The following is a 15,825-nucleotide window of genomic DNA, read 5'->3' on the forward strand; positions in this document are numbered from 1 at the left end:
CTTGTTTGCGACAGAGGGGATTGATCCTTGTCTACCAGAGTATTGGCGGCCCTTTATGGGGTCGCGAGCCTCGCGGGCGTCGCCTGCGAAGCTCATGCGCAGGCGCAACAAGCGCCGACGCTGACGCGCGAAGACGCGCTTGAGCGCGCGCTTGCTGACGATCCAAACGTCGCCGCGGCGGACGCCAATGAGCGCGCTGCGGATGCGAGCCTGCGTCAGGCCGGGCGCTGGAGTAATCCAACGCTCGAAATCACGCGCGAGAATTTTGAGGGCTCGGGTCTTTACTCGGGAAGTGACCGCGCCGAGACGACCTATGGCTTGCGTCAGCCGCTCGAACTAGGCGGTGACCGGTCCGCCCGCCGCCACATTGCTGAGAGTGAGCGCGACCTCGCGCGCCTTGGCGCGGGGCTAGAGCGGCTCGACGTCGTCGAAGAAGTCGAGCACGCCTTCATCGATGCACAAGCGGCGGAGGCTACCCTCGCCGTGGCCGAGGAACGATTGGCGGTGGCGCAAGACTTAGCCGCGGCTGTGAACCGACGGGTCCAGGCCGCGCGCGATCCATTCATGGCTGGATCGCGAGCCCAAGCGCGCCTCGCCGAAGCCGAGATCGAAGCGCAAAGCGCGCGACGCGCGGCGATCAGCGCGCGTGAGCGGCTCGCCAGCTATTGGAATGGCACCAGCGAATTCCGCGTCGAGCTGACCTCGTTCCAGCGTCTTGGCGATGCGCCACGCGACGTGTTGCAGGCGCCCATCCCCGATCTTCAGCTTGGCGCAGCGCGCCAAGCGCGCGCCGAAGCACAGTTACGCTTGGAGCGGGCGCGGCGCATTCCGGACGTAGATGTGCAAGTCGGTTTGCGTGAGTTCAGCGAGACCGACGAAACCGCTCTTGTCGTCGGGTTCGCCGCGCCGCTCCAGCTTTGGGATCGCAACAGCGATAACGTGACGCGCGCGCGGGCCGAGCGTGATCGCGCCGGGCATCAACGCGAGGCCCTTGCGCGCGCCGCGGCGCGCCAGCGTGGGGCGCTCCTCAATCAGATGGACACCGCACGCCTCGAAGTCGAAGGCCTCGACGCGCGCGTCATCCCAAGCAGCGAAGAGGCGCTAAGGTTTGCCCGAGACGGCTATGTGCGCGGCGCCTTTTCCTACATCGACGTGCTCGAAGCCCAGCGCGCGCTGACTGAAGCGCGGCTTCGCCGCATCGCCTCGCTTCGTTCCTATCACCGTGCGCTCGCTTCGCTTGAGCGCCTTTCCGGCGTACGCGCCGAGGAGATTTCCCAATGAACACGCCTCGTTCCTGGATGCGCGCGGCTGCGGTCGCGCTGATGTTGTCGCTCGGCGCCGCCTGCGGTGCGGGCAACGGCGCTGAGGGTGAGGACGCTGCCGCGACCGCCGACTACGAGCGCGGGCCGCATCGAGGCCGCATGCTTCGTGACGGCGAGTTCGCCATCGAGATGACGATCTTCGAGGATGGCGTGCCGCCGGAGTTTCACATCTACGCTTATCGGAACGATCAACCTGTCGATCCACGCGAGGTTCAGTTGAGCGTGGCGCTGACGAGACTGGGCGGGGCCGTCGATCAGTTCCAATTCGCCCCGGAAGCCGACTACCTCAAAGGCGCGGGCGTTGTGACCGAGCCGCATTCCTTCGATGTGGCGGTGCGCGCGGTCTATGACGGCGCCACCCACGAATGGGCTTATGATTCCTATGAGGGCCGCACCACGATCGGCGCGGCGCAGGCCGAAGCCGCCGGAATTCGGGTGGAAGCGGCGGGTCCGGCGACATTGGAGGAGACCATAGCGCTTTCCGGGCGCGTTGAACTGCAGCCGCAAGGGCGGGCCGAGATCACCGCTTGGTATCCTGGCCGCATCGTGGGCATGAACCGCGCCATCGGCGAGCGCGTGCGCCGCGGCGAAACGCTCGCCAGCGTCACCTCAAGCGAGAGCCTCCAAACCTACGCAATCCCTTCGCCGATCGCGGGCGTGGTGATGGCTCGCAACGCCAATGTCGGCGATGTAGCGGGCGCCGCGCCCATCTACGTCATTGCTGACGCAGCGCAGGTCCATGCTGAATTCTATGTCTATCCACGCGACGCCGAACGGCTGCGCGCAGACCAGCCGGTCGTGGTCCGAAGCTTAAGCGGCGAACATAGCGTACGCGCCGAGATCGAAGCCATTTTGCCGACCGCGGACATGATGACCCAAACCATCGTGGCCCATGTTGACTTGCCAAACGCAGACGGAGCTTGGCGCCCTGGGCAAGCGGTGGAGGGTGCGGCTGTGGTCTCACGATACGAGGCGCCGCTCGCGGTGCGCACCCGCGCCTTGCAGCGCTTCCGCGATTTCACTGTCGTCTTCGCTCGCGTCGGCGAGACCTATGAAGTGCGCATGCTCGAACTCGGCCGCCAAACACCGGAATGGACCGAAGTCCTATCCGGTCTCGCACCCGGCGAAGTCTATGTGAGCGACAACGCCTTCCTCATCCGCGCCGATATCGAAAAGTCCGGCGCGAGCCACGACCACTAAGGGGAAGCGATCATGCTCGACCGTATCGTTCATTTGGCGATCCGCCATCGTTGGATCGTGCTCGCTCTGGTCCTCTTGAGCGCCGGCGTCGGTGTTTGGAGTTTCCAGCGTCTGCCCATCGACGCGACGCCCGACATCACCAATGTCCAAGTGCAGATCAACACCGAAGCCGAAGGTTATTCGCCGCTCGAAGCTGAGCAGCGTTTGACGTTTCCAGTTGAGACCGCTCTGGCGGGCCTCCCCGGCCTTGAATACACCCGGTCGATCTCTCGTTATGGTTTGAGCCAGGTGACCGTTGTCTTTGCCGACGGCACCGACATCTACTTTGCCCGTCAGCTCGTCAACGAACGCTTGCTCGCGGTGCGCAGCCAATTGCCTGAAGGCGTCGAGCCTGAACTTGGCCCGATCGCTAGCGGCCTCGGCGAAATCTTCATGTACACGATCGAAGCCGAAGAGGGCGCGCTTAAGCCCGATGGCTCGGAATGGACGCCTGAAGATCTACGCACGCTGCAAGATTGGGTGATCCGCCCGCAATTGCGCAACACGCCCGGCGTCACCGAGGTCAATACCATCGGCGGCTACCAACGCCAATATCACGTTACACCTTGGCCTGATCGTTTGGCTGCGGCTGGCCTCTCGATGAACGACGTCATCGAGGCGTTGGCGGAGAACAACGCCAATGTCGGCGCAGGCTATGTCGAGCGCTACGGCGAGCAATTGCTTGTGCGTTCGCAAGGCCAAGCGCAGGGCATCGAAGACCTTCAACGCATCATCGTCGCCAATCGCAACGGCGTGCCCGTTCGCATCGTGGACGTAGCCGACGTCATCATGGGCGAGGAACTGCGCACCGGCGCTGCGACCGAGAACGGGCGTGAAGTCGTGCTCGGCACCGTCTTTATGCTGATGGGTGAAAATAGCCGGCAAGTCGCACAGGCTGTGGCCGCACGCCTCGAAGTAGCCTCACGCGCATTGCCTGAGGGTGTGATCGCTTCCCCCGTCTATGACCGCACCGAACTCGTCGACCGCACCATCGAAACGGTTGAGAAAAACCTGCTCGAAGGCGCGCTCCTTGTCATTGTCGTGCTCTTCTTGTTGCTCGGCAATATCCGTGCAGCGCTGATCACGGCGGCGGTCATCCCACTCTCCATGCTGCTCACCATCACCGGCATGGTTCAAAATGAAGTGTCCGGCAATCTCATGAGCCTTGGCGCGCTCGACTTTGGACTGATCGTCGATGGCGCGGTCATCATCGTCGAAAATTGCCTCAGGCGTTACGGCATGGAGCAACACCGGCTCGGACGATTGCTGACGCATGACGAGCGATTCCAACTCGCCGAAAGCGCCACCCTTGAGGTGATCCGTCCTTCGATCTTCGGCGTGATGATCATCGCGCTCGTCTATCTGCCGATCTTTGCGCTCTCAGGCGTGGAGGGCAAAATGTTCCATCCGATGGCGTTCACGGTCGTGTTCGCGCTGACGGCGGCGCTCATTTTGTCGCTCACCTTTGTGCCTGCCGCCGTCGCCATGTTCGTGACCGGCAAGGTCGACGAAAAGGAAAGCCGGGTCATGCGTGCGGCGCGCGGATGGTACGAGCCTGCGCTTGAATGGGCGCTGCGGGCGCGCACATTGGTCGTCGCCGGCGCTGTCGGCCTTGTCGTCGTGTTTGCTCTCATCGCCTCACGCATGGGATCGGAATTTATTCCGAACCTGGACGAGGGCGACATCGCGCTCCACGCCTTGCGCATCCCTGGCACCAGCTTGGGCCAAGCCATCGAGATGCAAACCCAGCTCGAAGAGCGCCTTCGCCAGTTTCCCGAAGTCGAGCGCGTGGTGTCCAAGATCGGCACCGCTGAAGTCGCGACCGATCCGATGCCGCCGAGCGTGGCGGACACCTTCATTTTCCTTCGACCGCGCAGCGAATGGCCGAATGGCTGGCGCTCTCGCGCCGATCTCCTCGCCGAAATGGAGGCGGCGGTTCAAGAAATTCCAGGCAACAATTACGAATTTACCCAGCCCATCCAGATGCGATTCAACGAATTGCTATCAGGTGTTCGCGCCGACGTCGCGGTCAAGGTCTTCGGCGACGATCTTGATGCCTTGCTGGCGACGGGCGCGGAGATCGAAGACATTGTTGCGGCCATTCCGGGCGCGCAGGACGTTAAGGTCGAGCAGATCACCGGCTTGCCGGTGCTTCAAGTCACGCCCGATCGCGCCGCTTTGGCGAGGTTTGGTCTCAACGTTTCCGATGTGCAAGACACGCTTCGCGCTTCGCTGGGCGGCGCAGTGGCAGGCCAGATCTTCGAGGGCGATCGCCGTTTCGATGTGGTCGTGCGGCTTCCAGAGCAAATCCGCCAAGATGTCGATGCAATCGGCAGGCTTCGCATCCCACTGCCAGGCGCCGCTGACGGCGTTCGCGGCTTCGTGCCTTTGCACGAGATTGCAACAATCGAACTCTCGGTCGGTTCGAATCAGATCAGCCGCGAGAACGGCAAGCGCCGTGTGGTCATCACCGCCAACGTGCGGGGCCGCGACTTGGGCTCGTTTGTGCAAGACGTGCAGCGCCGCGTCGGCGCGGAGGTCGAGCTGCCGCCAGGCTATTGGGTCGAGTATGGCGGCACGTTCGAGCAATTGATCTCGGGCGCCCAGCGTCTGGCGCTGGTCGTGCCGTTGGCGCTGCTGATGATCTTTGGGCTTCTCTATGCGCTCTTCCGCTCAGCCAAGGACGCGGCAATTGTTTTCTCCGGCGTGCCGCTGGCATTGACCGGCGGCGTGCTCGCCTTGCTAGCGCGTGGATTGCCGCTCTCGATCTCGGCGGGGGTGGGCTTCATCGCGCTTTCAGGTGTGGCGGTGTTGAACGGCGTCGTCATGCTCTCCTTCATCCGCTCGCTGCGTGCGGAGGGCAGTTCTGTCGAAGACGCCATACGTGAGGGCGCGCTGACGCGGTTGCGGCCTGTGCTGATGACCGCCTTGGTCGCCAGTTTGGGTTTCATCCCGATGGCGTTCAATGTCGGCGCCGGCGCCGAGGTGCAACGGCCTTTGGCGACGGTGGTGATCGGCGGGATTATCTCCTCGACCATCCTCACCCTGCTGGTGTTGCCCGCGCTCTATCGCCTGGTTCATCGCGACGCAGAGCAAGAACTCGAAAGCTGGGAACAGACCCCGGTCGCTCCGACCGGAACGGGAGGCGCCTCGTGACCGATCAGCCGCCGCTCGCCGCGCAGCGCGCGGCCTGGGAACGATGGAACGCGGAGACGCGCGAGCAGCGCTTGGGCGAAGTGAGCACCGATCAACGCGATTACGTCGTGGCCTGGCTTCAGCGCTTGGGCCGCACCGATCTCGATATCATCGATGTCGGTTGCGGAGCAGGGTGGCTCTGTCCCTCGCTTGTTAACTTCGGCCGGGTGACTGGAACCGACTTCTCGGCAGACGTTCTGGCGCGCGCGCAAGTGCGGATGCCGGAGGTGCGCTTTGTCGCCGGCGATTTTATGAGCCTGCCGTTTGAGGCGTCCTTAATCGACGTTGTCGTTTCGCTCGAAGTGCTCTCCCACGTCGCCGATCAACCCGCGTTCGTGGCCAAGCTTGCGCAGCTCTTGCGGCCCAGCGGCATGCTGATGCTGGCGACACAAAACCGCCCGGTGCTGGAGCGATTAAATCGCGTGCCGCCGCCCGAGCCAGGCGCAATTCGCCAATGGGTGGATCGCGATGAACTCAATGCGCTCTTGTCGCCTCACTTTGATGTGTGGGAGCTCAACGCGATTACGCCGCGCGCCAATCGTTTTCCCTGGAAGCTTGTTTCCAACAACAAAGTGGACAAAGCGCTGAAGGCGTTGTTCGGCGAGGGCCCAAAGCGTTTCAAGGAACGTCTTGGCTGGGGCTGGACGTTGATGACGCTGGCGCGCAAGCGCGACCTTTAGGCTGAGAATGATAAAAGCAACACCCGAAACAATAGCGCCCACACAATGGTGGTCGCGGAGGGCGACAAGGGATACATTCAGGAAATCAGCGGCGTCATCTTCTTTCTCTACCGGCTGAAGCATATCGGCATTGAACAGCTACATCATCGACGCCAGAAGGTGTGGTGCTCGAATTGGGTTTCGGCACAGGCCTCAACCTTCCATTCTATGGTCCATCGAGAGTCCGCAAGCTCGTGGTCGCTCCAAGCGCCCATCAGCGCCTCGCGGCGGCGCAATAGATGGGCGCAAAGGACAATGACCGGATCAGCCAGAGCGGCTTTGGCGAAGTCGCCTTGCGCCAAGACGGGCGCCGCGCCGATCGCGGCGATCACGTTACGGCGGGACGCGCGGGCCATGGCCTCACGCGTCTCCATGCAGTGCGCGATAATCGCGCAGGATGCTCGCGATCAGCCTGTGCACATCCTCACAATCGTTCTTCGTCTCAAGGACGGCGATGGTGAGCTTGCCGCAAATGCCAAACGGCGACGCGGCGACGATGGCTGGAAGCGCCTTGAGCAAGGCGCCGTTTTCGTCGCTAAGTACCTCAATGCGGTCGTCGAGATCGTCCAACTCGCGGCTCTCAGGAAAACGCCGGCGTTGAGCGCGCGTTAGCTTCATCCAGTTGTGCTCGCGATGCAGGCGGGCCTCCAGCCGGCTCCATTGAACCGCGAGCCGCTCATGTTCGGCGTTGCGCGCGAGCCAAGCGTGGCACGCCTCAGCGGCAGGGTCGGCAGCGAGCGCGGCGCCAGGGATGAGCGGCGCGGCGGCGGCTCCCAGGATCAGTCGACGGGTAGGTTCGTTTCGGCACGCACTCGCGTTCGCCGCCGATGGCGGGCGTCGGGTCATTTGGGGTAACCTTCAGCTACAGGAGTCGCCTTTTAGTCCTTCTGGCCCTTTTGGTCAAACTAAAAGTGACTTGTGGCGCTAAAGGTGACATTTGCTGACGGCCGGACAAATCAGGGCAGCACGCGGGCTTCTTAATTGGAGCCAACAGCAGCTTGCCGAGGCAACAAAGCTTTCTGTGCAGACCATCAAGCGGATGGAGGGCGCGCGCGGCCCGTCGGGTAGTACGGAGGCGAATGTGGAAGCCGTTCGCCGAGCGCTGGAAGGTGCGGGCGTAATTTTCCTTGAGCCCAAGTCGAGCAAAGACGGTGGCGCAGGTGTACGTTTGAAGCGCTAGACGTCCGTTCGCGAACCAGCCCTTCGGACTTGAGCCACGGCTTCAACGTGAAAGCATCAGTCGCGGCACCGCTGTGGCCAGATCTTCGAGCGACATGTGAGGGCGGTGGTGAGTTAGCCGCGAGCGCCTACTTTGAAGAGCATGGCCAAGTGGAACGCGTTGGCTATTTGGCGCTGTCCCTGGAGAGGAAAGCAGCAAGTTCATCGACCCGACCCAGAGAATAGGATGATATCTCATTTGCAAGGTGTGGCTGGTCTTCCGCCGTGTAGACCAGAGCCGCGCCGTTGAAGTCCCCTTGGATGAGCATCGTCCGCAGAGCGCGATAATCGGCGGGTTCAATCCGCACGACGCAGCGTACAACGGTTAGAACATCCCCAGCGGTCGAACTGAGCGCTAGGTCCATAGCTCGATCTGACTCCCGCACCCGGGCGAAGATATTTAGGCCGTGTGTTCTGAAATGCTCCTCGCAGAGGCGCGCCACATCACCGAGCGGATCAGATCCAGACTGTGTTGCGTGTTTCATCGGGTCGAAGCCTATTTGCTCACGCCGCAGCATCAAACTGAAAGATGCGAATACGCTTCCCGCCGAAAGTCTGCACGTTAGCGGAAGATGATCAAGCGTTCGCGCAATTCCCGTAGCTAGGGAAAGAACCCTTTGGCAATGGGCCCTTCGGCCCAAAGACGCCGTGCGCCCGACGGCTCACAGTGCCCAGCGACGCCAAACGCGAGCGGACATGCGCAGCGCAATCATCATTGCGGTTTCACTTTTGATCGCGCTGATCGGCGCAGGGGCCGCCACGCAATATCTGGCGCAGGTTTTCGCGTATCAGCCGGCGCTGGGTGGACCGTGGATGAGAACGGAAGCGGGCGCTCTCTATGCACCTTGGGCGGTCTTCGAATGGACTGAGCGCTGGTCAGATCGTTTTCCCAAGCCATTCGCGGTCGCACGTCTTGTCGTGCTTGCCGGCTTCGCGGCGAGTATTCTTGTCGCGGCTCTCGGGTTACGACAACGGTTTCAGCTCAAACCGTTCGGCAAGGACGCATGGGCAAACTTCGCCGACATAGAGTCAGCCGGGCTCTTTGCAGAGCAAGGCGCCATCCTCGGCAGGTTCCAGGGTGAAATCCTGGCTTATGACGGGCCGGGCCACCAGATTCTGATCGGCGCTTCGCGTTCGGGTAAAGGCCGCGGGCACATCGTGCCGACGCTTCTGTCATGGAGCGGATCGGTAATCGTGCTCGACGTCAAAGGAGAACTCGACCACGGCGACCGCCGGCACGGGTTTCCGGGCGCGTCTGGGTATCGCGCGCTGTTGGGACCAGTCTTGCGCTTTGCCCCGACCCAGAGCTCATCCAATTGCTTCAATCCGCTCCTCGAAATTCGCAAAGACGAAAACGAAGTCCGCGATGTCCAGAATGTGGTCGACATCATCATCGATCCACACGGGCAAACCCGTGGCGGCGAGCGGTTTTGGAACGACAGCGCCAAGAACATTCTAACCGGCGTCATTCTGCACGTGCTCTACACTGAACCGGTGGAGCGCAAGACGCTTGCGGTCGTGCGGGAAAAGCTGGCCGACCTCGACCGCGCCGCCGACGAGATGCGCTTGACGCTTCATCGCCTCAATCCGCGCACCAACATGCCAGAGGTGCATCCTGAAGTTCTGCACGCCTCCACCTCCTATTTAACCGGCGAGGAGCGTCTCCGCTCGGGCATCAAAGCAACTGCGGAATCCTTCTTTGGCATCTTCGCCGATCCCGTCGTGGTCGAGAAAACGAGCCGCTCGGACTTCCGCATCGGCGACCTTATGTGCGCAGAGCGGCCGGCAACGCTCTACCTCCAGCCGCCCCCGTCAGATGGCCCACGCCTCATGCCGCTGATGCGTCTCTTCATCGGTCAGGTCGCGCGCACATTGATGGAAGATCAGACCCGGGACGGCCATGGCCGTGAGAAGCGCCACCGCTTGTTGCTGATGCTCGACGAGTTTCCTCAACTGGGCCGTCTCGACTTCTTCGAAAAGATGATGGGCGCCATGGCCGGTTATGGCCTCAAAGCATTCCTCGTTTGTCAGTCGCTCAATCACGTCATCAAAGCTTACGGTCGCGACAACGTCATCCTCGACAATTGTCATTGCGTGACCTCATTCGCGGCAGCCGATCCAGAGACCGCAAAACACATCGCTGAAATGGGCGGCGAAGTCTGGGAGATGCGTCCGCAGGAGAGTGAACATCGGCCCCGCTCAATCCTGGGTCCGCAGAAAGGCGCCATCACCTATCGCGAAGAGCGCCGGCCGTTGTTGCTGCCTGGAGACGTGCGCGGTCTTCCTCAAGACCAACAGCTCATTTTCGTTTCTGGCTGCAAGCCCATCCGCTCGAAGAAACTGCGCTTCGATCAGGAGCCGATCTTTGCCGAGCGCCTGCGCCCCGCGGCGCCCAGCGTCGCCGCGCTCGTACATGACAATGAGTGGCGCGACGTGCGGGCTCTCGGCCGCCTGGTGAAGGAGAAAAAGCCGGTGACGCCAGCGAAGCGGCCGGAGCCCTCAACGCCGCCCCGCGCGCAAACCGACCTGTTCGAAGCGGATGAAGCGAAGGTTGCGCCGCCGACGCCGCCGACCGCGCCGCCACCGGCGCCCGCCGAAGCGGGGCCGAAGATCTCCGATCTGGCGCTCGCCAGCTTTCGCAATCCCGATGGCTCGCGGATGACCGAGCCGCCGCGCTCGAAGGGGATTTGAGCGCCATGCCGCGCAAGGGCATCACCGTCTATCTGACGCGCGATCTCGAAGTCAAAATCGAGAAGATTGCCCGCGATCAGCACCGCTCAGAATCGTCAGTCATCGCCGAGGCGGTGCGCGCACGTTATGCTGGCCGAGATGGCGACCCGCTGCCGCCGGTCAGCGACCAGCGGCAGGCAAGCCGTCTCGACGCGCGCCTCGATAAGGTCATCGGCGAGGGGCTCATCGTCAAAGAAGTGTTGCTGCTCTTCATCCGCGTGTGGCTGGAACACAATCCTCCGATAGACGAAGCGCTGGAAGACAGCGCTGCCGCGAGTGCGGAGGCTCGGTTCGAGCGGTTCCTTCAAATGGTCGCCAATGCTCTGCGAGGCGGGCGCTCGATCAGCGGCGGCAGTGTGCCGAATGGCGAGGACGCGACTAGCGCCGGCGGAGACTTCGGAGCAACGGCGCCATGAGCGGCGATGGATATGCGCTCGTCTCGGCCCGTCGACGCTCTGCCTTGGTGCGCGCGCTGGGCCCGGCCGTCGCGCATGCCTTAGGCGAAGCCGACGTTGTCGAGGCGCTGGTGAACGCGGACGGTAGATTGTGGCTCGATCGATTAGGACGGGGCCTTGAACCGACTGCGCACACACTCTCGATCGCGGAGCGCGAAACCGCCATTCGTTTGTTGGCGCACGAAGCGGGCGAAACCGTGGGCGCCGAACGCCCGGCGCTCTCGACCATTCTCCCCGATAGTGCGGCCCGGGTGCAGGCGCTGCTGCCGCCGCTCGTCGAGGCGCCGGTGATCGCTATCCGTAAACGACCGTCGCGTATTTTTGAACTCGATGACTATGTCACAGCTGGCATCGCAACAAGGGCTCAAGCCGATGTCTTGCGCGCAGCCGTGGCGCACCGGCGAAACATTGTTGTCGCAGGCGGCACAGGCTCCGGAAAGACGACCCTGCTAAATGCTTTACTCGCCGAAACACCCTTCCTCACAGCACGCGTCATCATTTTAGAAGACACTTGCGAACTTCATTGCGCCAGCCCCAACAGCGTGCAGATGCTGACCAAGAGAACCGAGCCGCAAACGTCGATGCGCGATCTGGTGAAGATGACGCTCCGGCTGCGCCCCGATCGGATCGTGGTTGGGGAGGTTCGCGACGGCGCGGCGCTTGAGGTTCTCAAAGCGTGGAACACCGGACACCCTGGCGGGCTGCTCACTCTGCACGCCAATTCAGCCGCAGATGCGCTGCCGCGGCTAGAGGATCTGGCGATGGAGGCAAGTGCTGCGCCGCCCACACGCCTCATCAACGCGGCCGTGGACATGGTTGTGTTCATCGCCCGCACCGAGACCGGCCGTAGCATCACCGAGATTGTGCAGCACCGGCTCTGATCGCGCACCCAACACTTCAAGCATCGCGGAAACTGCAAACAATACGCAACGCACGCACGCGCACAGTGCGACCCAGTCCGTATTCTCGGGTGCAACTCGCGAGGTGCGACGAGGTGTTTGCGCGCGCTGTGAGAGCATACGTCGGCGGCTGCGCGCGCGGCTTGAAAGCCATTTCGTCGAGCGCGTCTTCGTGGAAACTGTCCTCAACAGGCCTCTACGAGGCGGGGATATCACGATGCCTAAGGTCAGCGCACGAGCAGCAGCTCTCACAATCATAATCATTGCGATTGCAGGACCAGCTTACGCGTCCGGCTCCGGCATGCCGTGGGAAGGGCCACTCGAACAGATTGTCGATTCGATCACAGGACCGGTGGCGCGCGCCGCCGCTGTCGTCGCTATCGTCATCGCCGGAGTGACCATCATCTTTTCCGAGGGCGGTGGCGGCGTGCGCAAACTCGCCTTCGTGGGCCTCGGCATCGCCATCATGTTTGCGGCGGTCTCGTTCTTTTTGGATTTCTTCGGCTTCGCCGGCGGGGCGCTGATCTGACAGCGCAGGGCTGAAGCCGCTTTGAGTGAGTGACAACGACAGAGGAGGTCTTCGTGAACGACGAAGTGCCAGACGGATACGCCATGCCTTTGCGCACCAGCTTGACACGCCCCATTCTGCTGGGCGGCGTCCCGCGCGCTTTCGCGATTTTGAACGCCACTATCGGCGCCGCGATCGGCTTTGGCCTGCAGCAGCCGTTCATCGGCTTGCCACTCTGGGCCGTGTTGCAAGGCGCCGCCGCGTGGGCGGCCGCGCGCGATCCCTGGTTTCTCGAAACTTGGCCGCGGCACTTGGCCAAGCCCGTCTATCTCTCAGCGTGACGCGTATGCTTGATCTTCGCCCTTACGCTTCGACCGGCGCCAAGCTCGCCGACTTCCTGCCGTGGGCGGCGCTGATTGGCCCCGGCGTGGTCTTGAACAAGGACGGCGCGTTTCAGCGAACGCTCGCATTTCGCGGCCCTGATCTAGATTCCGCCGTCGCCGCCGAACTTATGGGGGCGAGCGGCCGATTGAACAACGCTTTCCGCCGCTTCGGTTCGGGCTGGTGCTTTCACGTCGAAGCGCGCCGATCGCCTTCGCCCGGCTATCCCGATAGCGAGTGGCCAGACGGAGTGTCGTGGCTGATCGACGAAGAACGTCGCGCTGTATTCGAGACGGCCGGCGCGCGCTTCGAGAGTCATTATTTCCTCACGCTCGCGTGGCTACCGCCCGCCGAACGGCAAGGAAAGCTCGAGAGCCTCGTCTTTGAAGGCGGCGCGGAGACCGCGGCCATCATCGACTATCGGCGTCATCTCGAACGCTTCCAGCAAGAAGCCGACCAATTCATCGCGTTGCTTGAAACCGCCATGCCGGAGGCGCGCTGGCTTTCGGACGAAGAGGCGCTGACATACCTCCATGATTGCGTCTCTGATCGACCGCACCGCGTCGCCGTGCCTGAGACGCCATTCCATCTCGACCAATTGTTGACGGATGCCCCGCTTATCGGCGGGCTCGCGCCCACACTTGGCGCCAGGCATCTGAAGGTCATTTCGGTTCGAAGCTTCATCACCGAAACTGAGCCGGGGCTGCTCGACCAGCTCAACCGCCTGCCGATCTCGTATCGCTGGGTCACGCGTTTCCTGCCGCTCGACCGCGAAGAGGCGCGGCGAGAATTGGAGAAAATCCGCAAGCGCTGGTTCTCCAAGCGCAAGGGTTTGCTCACGCTATTGCGCGAAGCGCTCTTCCGCGAAGAGGCGGCGCTCCTCGATAATGACGCGGCGAACCAAACGGAAGACGCCGATGTCGCGCTGCAAGAACTCGGCGCAGATGCCGTCTCAGCAGGATATGCGACACTGACGATCACGGTCGCTGAGGCCGACGAAGAGCAGGCGAACGAAGCTGTCCGGCAGGTCCAGCAGGTCGCCGACGCATTGGGCTTCGTTACGCAAGTCGAAAGCGTCAACGCCGTCGAGGCCTGGCTGGGCAGCTTGCCAGGCCAAGCCTATGCCGACGTACGCCGGCCAATCCTCTTGTCGCCCAGCCTTGCGCATCTTCTTCCGACCAGCGCGGTGTGGGCGGGACCGGAACGCAACGCCCATCTCAACGCACCGCCGCTTATGCTCACCGCGACCGATGGCGCGACGCCCTTCCGGCTCGACCTTCATGTCGGCGATGTCGGCCATACGATGATTGTAGGGCCAACGGGCGCCGGCAAATCGGTGCTGCTCGCGACACTCGCGGCGCAATGGCTCCGTTACGCTGATGCGCAGGTATTCCTCTTCGACAAGGACCGGTCCTCGCGCGCGACCATCCTCGGTCTGGGCGGCGATTTCTTCGATCTTGGCGAGGAGGACGCGCTAGGCCTCCAGCCGCTTGCGAAGATCGATGACGCCGCCGAACGGAGCTGGGCGCTCGACTGGATTACGAGCCTCATCGCCAGCGCCAATGTCACGGTGACGCCCGAACTGCGCGCCGAGCTCTGGCGCGCGCTGGAAGTGCTGGCTCAGCGTCCGCTCGAAGACCGAACGTTGACGCTCTTTTCAGCATTGGCCCAGGACGCGACCGTTCGCGCTGCGCTGGCGCCCTTCACGCGCGCGGGACCATACGGGCGCTTGCTCGACGACGATCAGTCGACCTTGGGCTGTGGCCGCGTCCAGGCGTTCGAGATGGGCGATCTCATGCGCCGTCCGCATGCGGCGAGCGCGGTTCTCTCCGTGCTCTTCCACGCGCTGGAGCGCCGGTTCGACGGCAAACCCACTTTGCTCGTTCTCGACGAAGCGTGGCTCTTCCTCAAGGACGCGGCGTTCGCTTCTCAAATTCAGGTTTGGTTGAAGACGCTCCGCAAGAAGAACGTCGCCGTTATTTTTGCCAGCCAAGAACTCGCCGACGTTGAAGCGAGCCCGATCGCCTCGACCATCATCGAAGCGTGCCTCACCCGCATCTTCCTGCCCAACGATCGCGCCCGCGAGCCACGTTCGGCCGCGTTTTACGAATCGCTAGGGCTCAACGCTCGCCAGATCGCGCTCATCGCCGCCGCGACGCCGAAGCGCGACTATTATCTCGCCTCACGCGCAGGTTGCCGGTTGTTCGAGTTGGGACTCGGCCCCGCCGCGCTTGCCTTCGTCGCTGCCTCGCGCCCCGAAGACCACGCGTGGATGGATCGCGTGCTCGCGGAGGGCGGCGTCCAAAACTTCGCGCCCGCCTGGCTTGAAGCACGCGGCCTTCGCGACGCTGCCGATGCGGTGCGGCGCTTCAAGCAAAAGGCCGGATCGCCAGCAATGTCGGCCGAACAATCCTTGATCGCCGCGGAATAGGAGAGGGACCATGCAGAAGGCACTCAGATCTCTCGTGATGTTCGGCTTTGCCGCGATCGTCGCGGCGACGCCAATGGCGCCGGCACGCGCGCAGATGACCGTTATTGATCCCACCAACCTGGCGCAGAATCTGTTGCAAGCCACACGCGCGCTCGAGCAGATCAACAACCAGATCCGTCAGATCGAGCAGGCGACGCAAATGCTGCGGCAAAACCCGTTGCAGCTCTCGCCCGAACTAACGCAATCCATCTCCGAAGCTCGCGAACTCTTCAACACCGCCCAAGGCATCGCCTTCGAGGTTAATCAGGTCGGGGACAACCTGCGCACGCTCTATCCCGAAACCTGGGAGGACTTCGATCTTGCAGGCGTGCTGCAACAATCCGAGCGCTGGGAGCAAGAGAGCCGCGAGAGCCTCCAGCGCGCCATGGAAGCGGAAGCGCGGGCCGCGCGTTCGATAGAAGGCTCACGCAATCGCATCGACCGCGCCTTGCAATCGTCATCAAGCGCCGAAGGCCAGACCGGCGCCATCCAGGCCAGCAACCAATTGCTCGGCGTCACCGCAAGCCAGCTTGCTGAAATCCACGCGCTGCTGATTGCACAAGGGCGGGCGCTTGAAACCGAGCGAATGGAACGTCTCGCCCGCGAAGAACGCGCCCGTGAAATCCAGCGCCGCGCCTTTCCGACCGAAACCACGCGTTCAACCGAACCGGCGCGCACGGCGTTTTGAC

Annotated in this window: 14 protein-coding genes and 1 pseudogene; 13 read left to right on the plus strand and 2 right to left on the minus strand. The window is 62.8% G+C overall.

Annotated features, from left to right (window positions below):
• Nucleotides 1-27 precede the first annotated feature (27 nt).
• The 5 genes and pseudogenes from EPJ54_RS01020 to EPJ54_RS20340 form a co-directional block, all read left to right on the plus strand.
• Entirely contained in the window at nucleotides 28-1,281 is a 1,254-nt protein-coding gene (locus EPJ54_RS01020; protein WP_135209816.1) for a TolC family protein, read from the plus strand.
• The gene (locus EPJ54_RS01025; protein WP_135209817.1) at nucleotides 1,278-2,522 is read left to right on the plus strand and encodes an efflux RND transporter periplasmic adaptor subunit; all 1,245 of its coding nucleotides are present in this window, start codon (nucleotides 1,278-1,280) and stop codon (nucleotides 2,520-2,522) included. Before EPJ54_RS01020 ends, EPJ54_RS01025 begins: the two co-directional genes overlap by 4 nt.
• 12 nt (nucleotides 2,523-2,534) lie before the next feature.
• Complete coding sequence (locus tag EPJ54_RS01030) at nucleotides 2,535-5,717, plus strand: efflux RND transporter permease subunit (protein ID WP_135209818.1); 3,183 nt, start codon at nucleotides 2,535-2,537, stop codon at nucleotides 5,715-5,717.
• A complete protein-coding gene (locus EPJ54_RS01035) occupies nucleotides 5,714-6,436 on the plus strand; it encodes a class I SAM-dependent methyltransferase (protein ID WP_135209819.1) in 723 nt (240 codons plus the stop codon). Before EPJ54_RS01030 ends, EPJ54_RS01035 begins: the two co-directional genes overlap by 4 nt.
• 30 nt (nucleotides 6,437-6,466) lie before the next feature.
• Nucleotides 6,467-6,568, plus strand: a pseudogene (locus EPJ54_RS20340) (HupE/UreJ family protein); the annotation flags it as partial.
• 11 nt (nucleotides 6,569-6,579) lie between these two features.
• Here the strand turns inward: EPJ54_RS20340 and EPJ54_RS01040 are convergent.
• Together EPJ54_RS01040 and EPJ54_RS01045 are read right to left on the minus strand one after the other, a co-directional pair.
• Complete coding sequence (locus tag EPJ54_RS01040) at nucleotides 6,580-6,831, minus strand: hypothetical protein (protein ID WP_135209820.1); 252 nt, start codon at nucleotides 6,829-6,831, stop codon at nucleotides 6,580-6,582.
• 4 nt (nucleotides 6,832-6,835) lie between these two features.
• Complete coding sequence (locus EPJ54_RS01045) at nucleotides 6,836-7,321, minus strand: hypothetical protein (protein WP_135209821.1); 486 nt, start codon at nucleotides 7,319-7,321, stop codon at nucleotides 6,836-6,838.
• Nucleotides 7,322-7,412: 91 nt separating this feature from the next.
• On the opposite strand from EPJ54_RS01045, the gene EPJ54_RS20345 reads away from it, so the two are divergent.
• The 8 genes from EPJ54_RS20345 (at nucleotide 7,413) to trbJ (ending at nucleotide 15,824) form a co-directional block, all read left to right on the plus strand.
• The gene (locus EPJ54_RS20345; RefSeq protein ID WP_135209822.1) at nucleotides 7,413-7,655 is read left to right on the plus strand and encodes a helix-turn-helix domain-containing protein; all 243 of its coding nucleotides are present in this window, start codon (nucleotides 7,413-7,415) and stop codon (nucleotides 7,653-7,655) included.
• 734 nt (nucleotides 7,656-8,389) lie between these two features.
• Nucleotides 8,390-10,384, plus strand: coding sequence for a type IV secretory system conjugative DNA transfer family protein (locus EPJ54_RS01055; protein WP_135209823.1), 1,995 nt, complete (start codon nucleotides 8,390-8,392; stop codon nucleotides 10,382-10,384).
• A 5-nt stretch (nucleotides 10,385-10,389) separates the two neighbouring features.
• A complete protein-coding gene (locus EPJ54_RS01060) occupies nucleotides 10,390-10,839 on the plus strand; it encodes a hypothetical protein (RefSeq protein WP_135209824.1) in 450 nt (149 codons plus the stop codon).
• On the plus strand, nucleotides 10,836-11,759 hold the full coding sequence (gene trbB, locus EPJ54_RS01065; protein ID WP_135209825.1) for a P-type conjugative transfer ATPase TrbB: 924 nt from the start codon (nucleotides 10,836-10,838) through the stop codon (nucleotides 11,757-11,759). Before EPJ54_RS01060 ends, trbB begins: the two co-directional genes overlap by 4 nt.
• 235 nt (nucleotides 11,760-11,994) lie before the next feature.
• Nucleotides 11,995-12,306 carry a TrbC/VirB2 family type IV secretion system protein gene (locus EPJ54_RS01070; RefSeq protein WP_135209826.1) on the plus strand — a complete coding sequence of 104 codons (312 nt, stop codon included), beginning with the start codon at nucleotides 11,995-11,997 and terminating at the stop codon, nucleotides 12,304-12,306.
• A gap of 53 nt (nucleotides 12,307-12,359) precedes the next feature.
• Complete coding sequence (locus tag EPJ54_RS01075; RefSeq protein ID WP_239590700.1) at nucleotides 12,360-12,626, plus strand: VirB3 family type IV secretion system protein; 267 nt, start codon at nucleotides 12,360-12,362, stop codon at nucleotides 12,624-12,626.
• A 5-nt stretch (nucleotides 12,627-12,631) separates the two neighbouring features.
• On the plus strand, nucleotides 12,632-15,097 hold the full coding sequence (gene trbE / locus EPJ54_RS01080) for a conjugal transfer protein TrbE (RefSeq protein WP_135209827.1): 2,466 nt from the start codon (nucleotides 12,632-12,634) through the stop codon (nucleotides 15,095-15,097).
• A gap of 10 nt (nucleotides 15,098-15,107) precedes the next feature.
• On the plus strand, nucleotides 15,108-15,824 hold the full coding sequence (gene trbJ / locus EPJ54_RS01085; protein ID WP_135209828.1) for a P-type conjugative transfer protein TrbJ: 717 nt from the start codon (nucleotides 15,108-15,110) through the stop codon (nucleotides 15,822-15,824).
• Nucleotide 15,825 lies beyond the last annotated feature (1 nt).

Origin of the sequence: Vitreimonas flagellata, assembly GCF_004634425.1 — a bacterium.
GTDB classification, from domain to species: domain Bacteria; phylum Pseudomonadota; class Alphaproteobacteria; order Caulobacterales; family Aquidulcibacteraceae; genus Vitreimonas; species Vitreimonas flagellata.

What these genes read in the sequence shown, in the direction of transcription:
- EPJ54_RS01030 (WP_135209818.1), top strand. Translation starts at nt 2,535, where the DNA reads ATGCTCGACCGTATCGTTCATTTGGCGATCCGCCATCGTTGGATCGTG.
- EPJ54_RS01070 (WP_135209826.1), top strand. Translation starts at nt 11,995, where the DNA reads ATGCCTAAGGTCAGCGCACGAGCAGCAGCTCTCACAATCATAATCATT.
- EPJ54_RS01060 (WP_135209824.1), top strand. Translation starts at nt 10,390, where the DNA reads ATGCCGCGCAAGGGCATCACCGTCTATCTGACGCGCGATCTCGAAGTC.
- trbB (WP_135209825.1), top strand. Translation starts at nt 10,836, where the DNA reads ATGAGCGGCGATGGATATGCGCTCGTCTCGGCCCGTCGACGCTCTGCC.
- EPJ54_RS01045 (WP_135209821.1), bottom strand. Translation starts at nt 7,321, where the DNA reads ATGACCCGACGCCCGCCATCGGCGGCGAACGCGAGTGCGTGCCGAAAC.
- EPJ54_RS01025 (WP_135209817.1), top strand. Translation starts at nt 1,278, where the DNA reads ATGAACACGCCTCGTTCCTGGATGCGCGCGGCTGCGGTCGCGCTGATG.
- EPJ54_RS01040 (WP_135209820.1), bottom strand. Translation starts at nt 6,831, where the DNA reads ATGGCCCGCGCGTCCCGCCGTAACGTGATCGCCGCGATCGGCGCGGCG.
- trbE (WP_135209827.1), top strand. Translation starts at nt 12,632, where the DNA reads ATGCTTGATCTTCGCCCTTACGCTTCGACCGGCGCCAAGCTCGCCGAC.
- EPJ54_RS01055 (WP_135209823.1), top strand. Translation starts at nt 8,390, where the DNA reads ATGCGCAGCGCAATCATCATTGCGGTTTCACTTTTGATCGCGCTGATC.
- trbJ (WP_135209828.1), top strand. Translation starts at nt 15,108, where the DNA reads ATGCAGAAGGCACTCAGATCTCTCGTGATGTTCGGCTTTGCCGCGATC.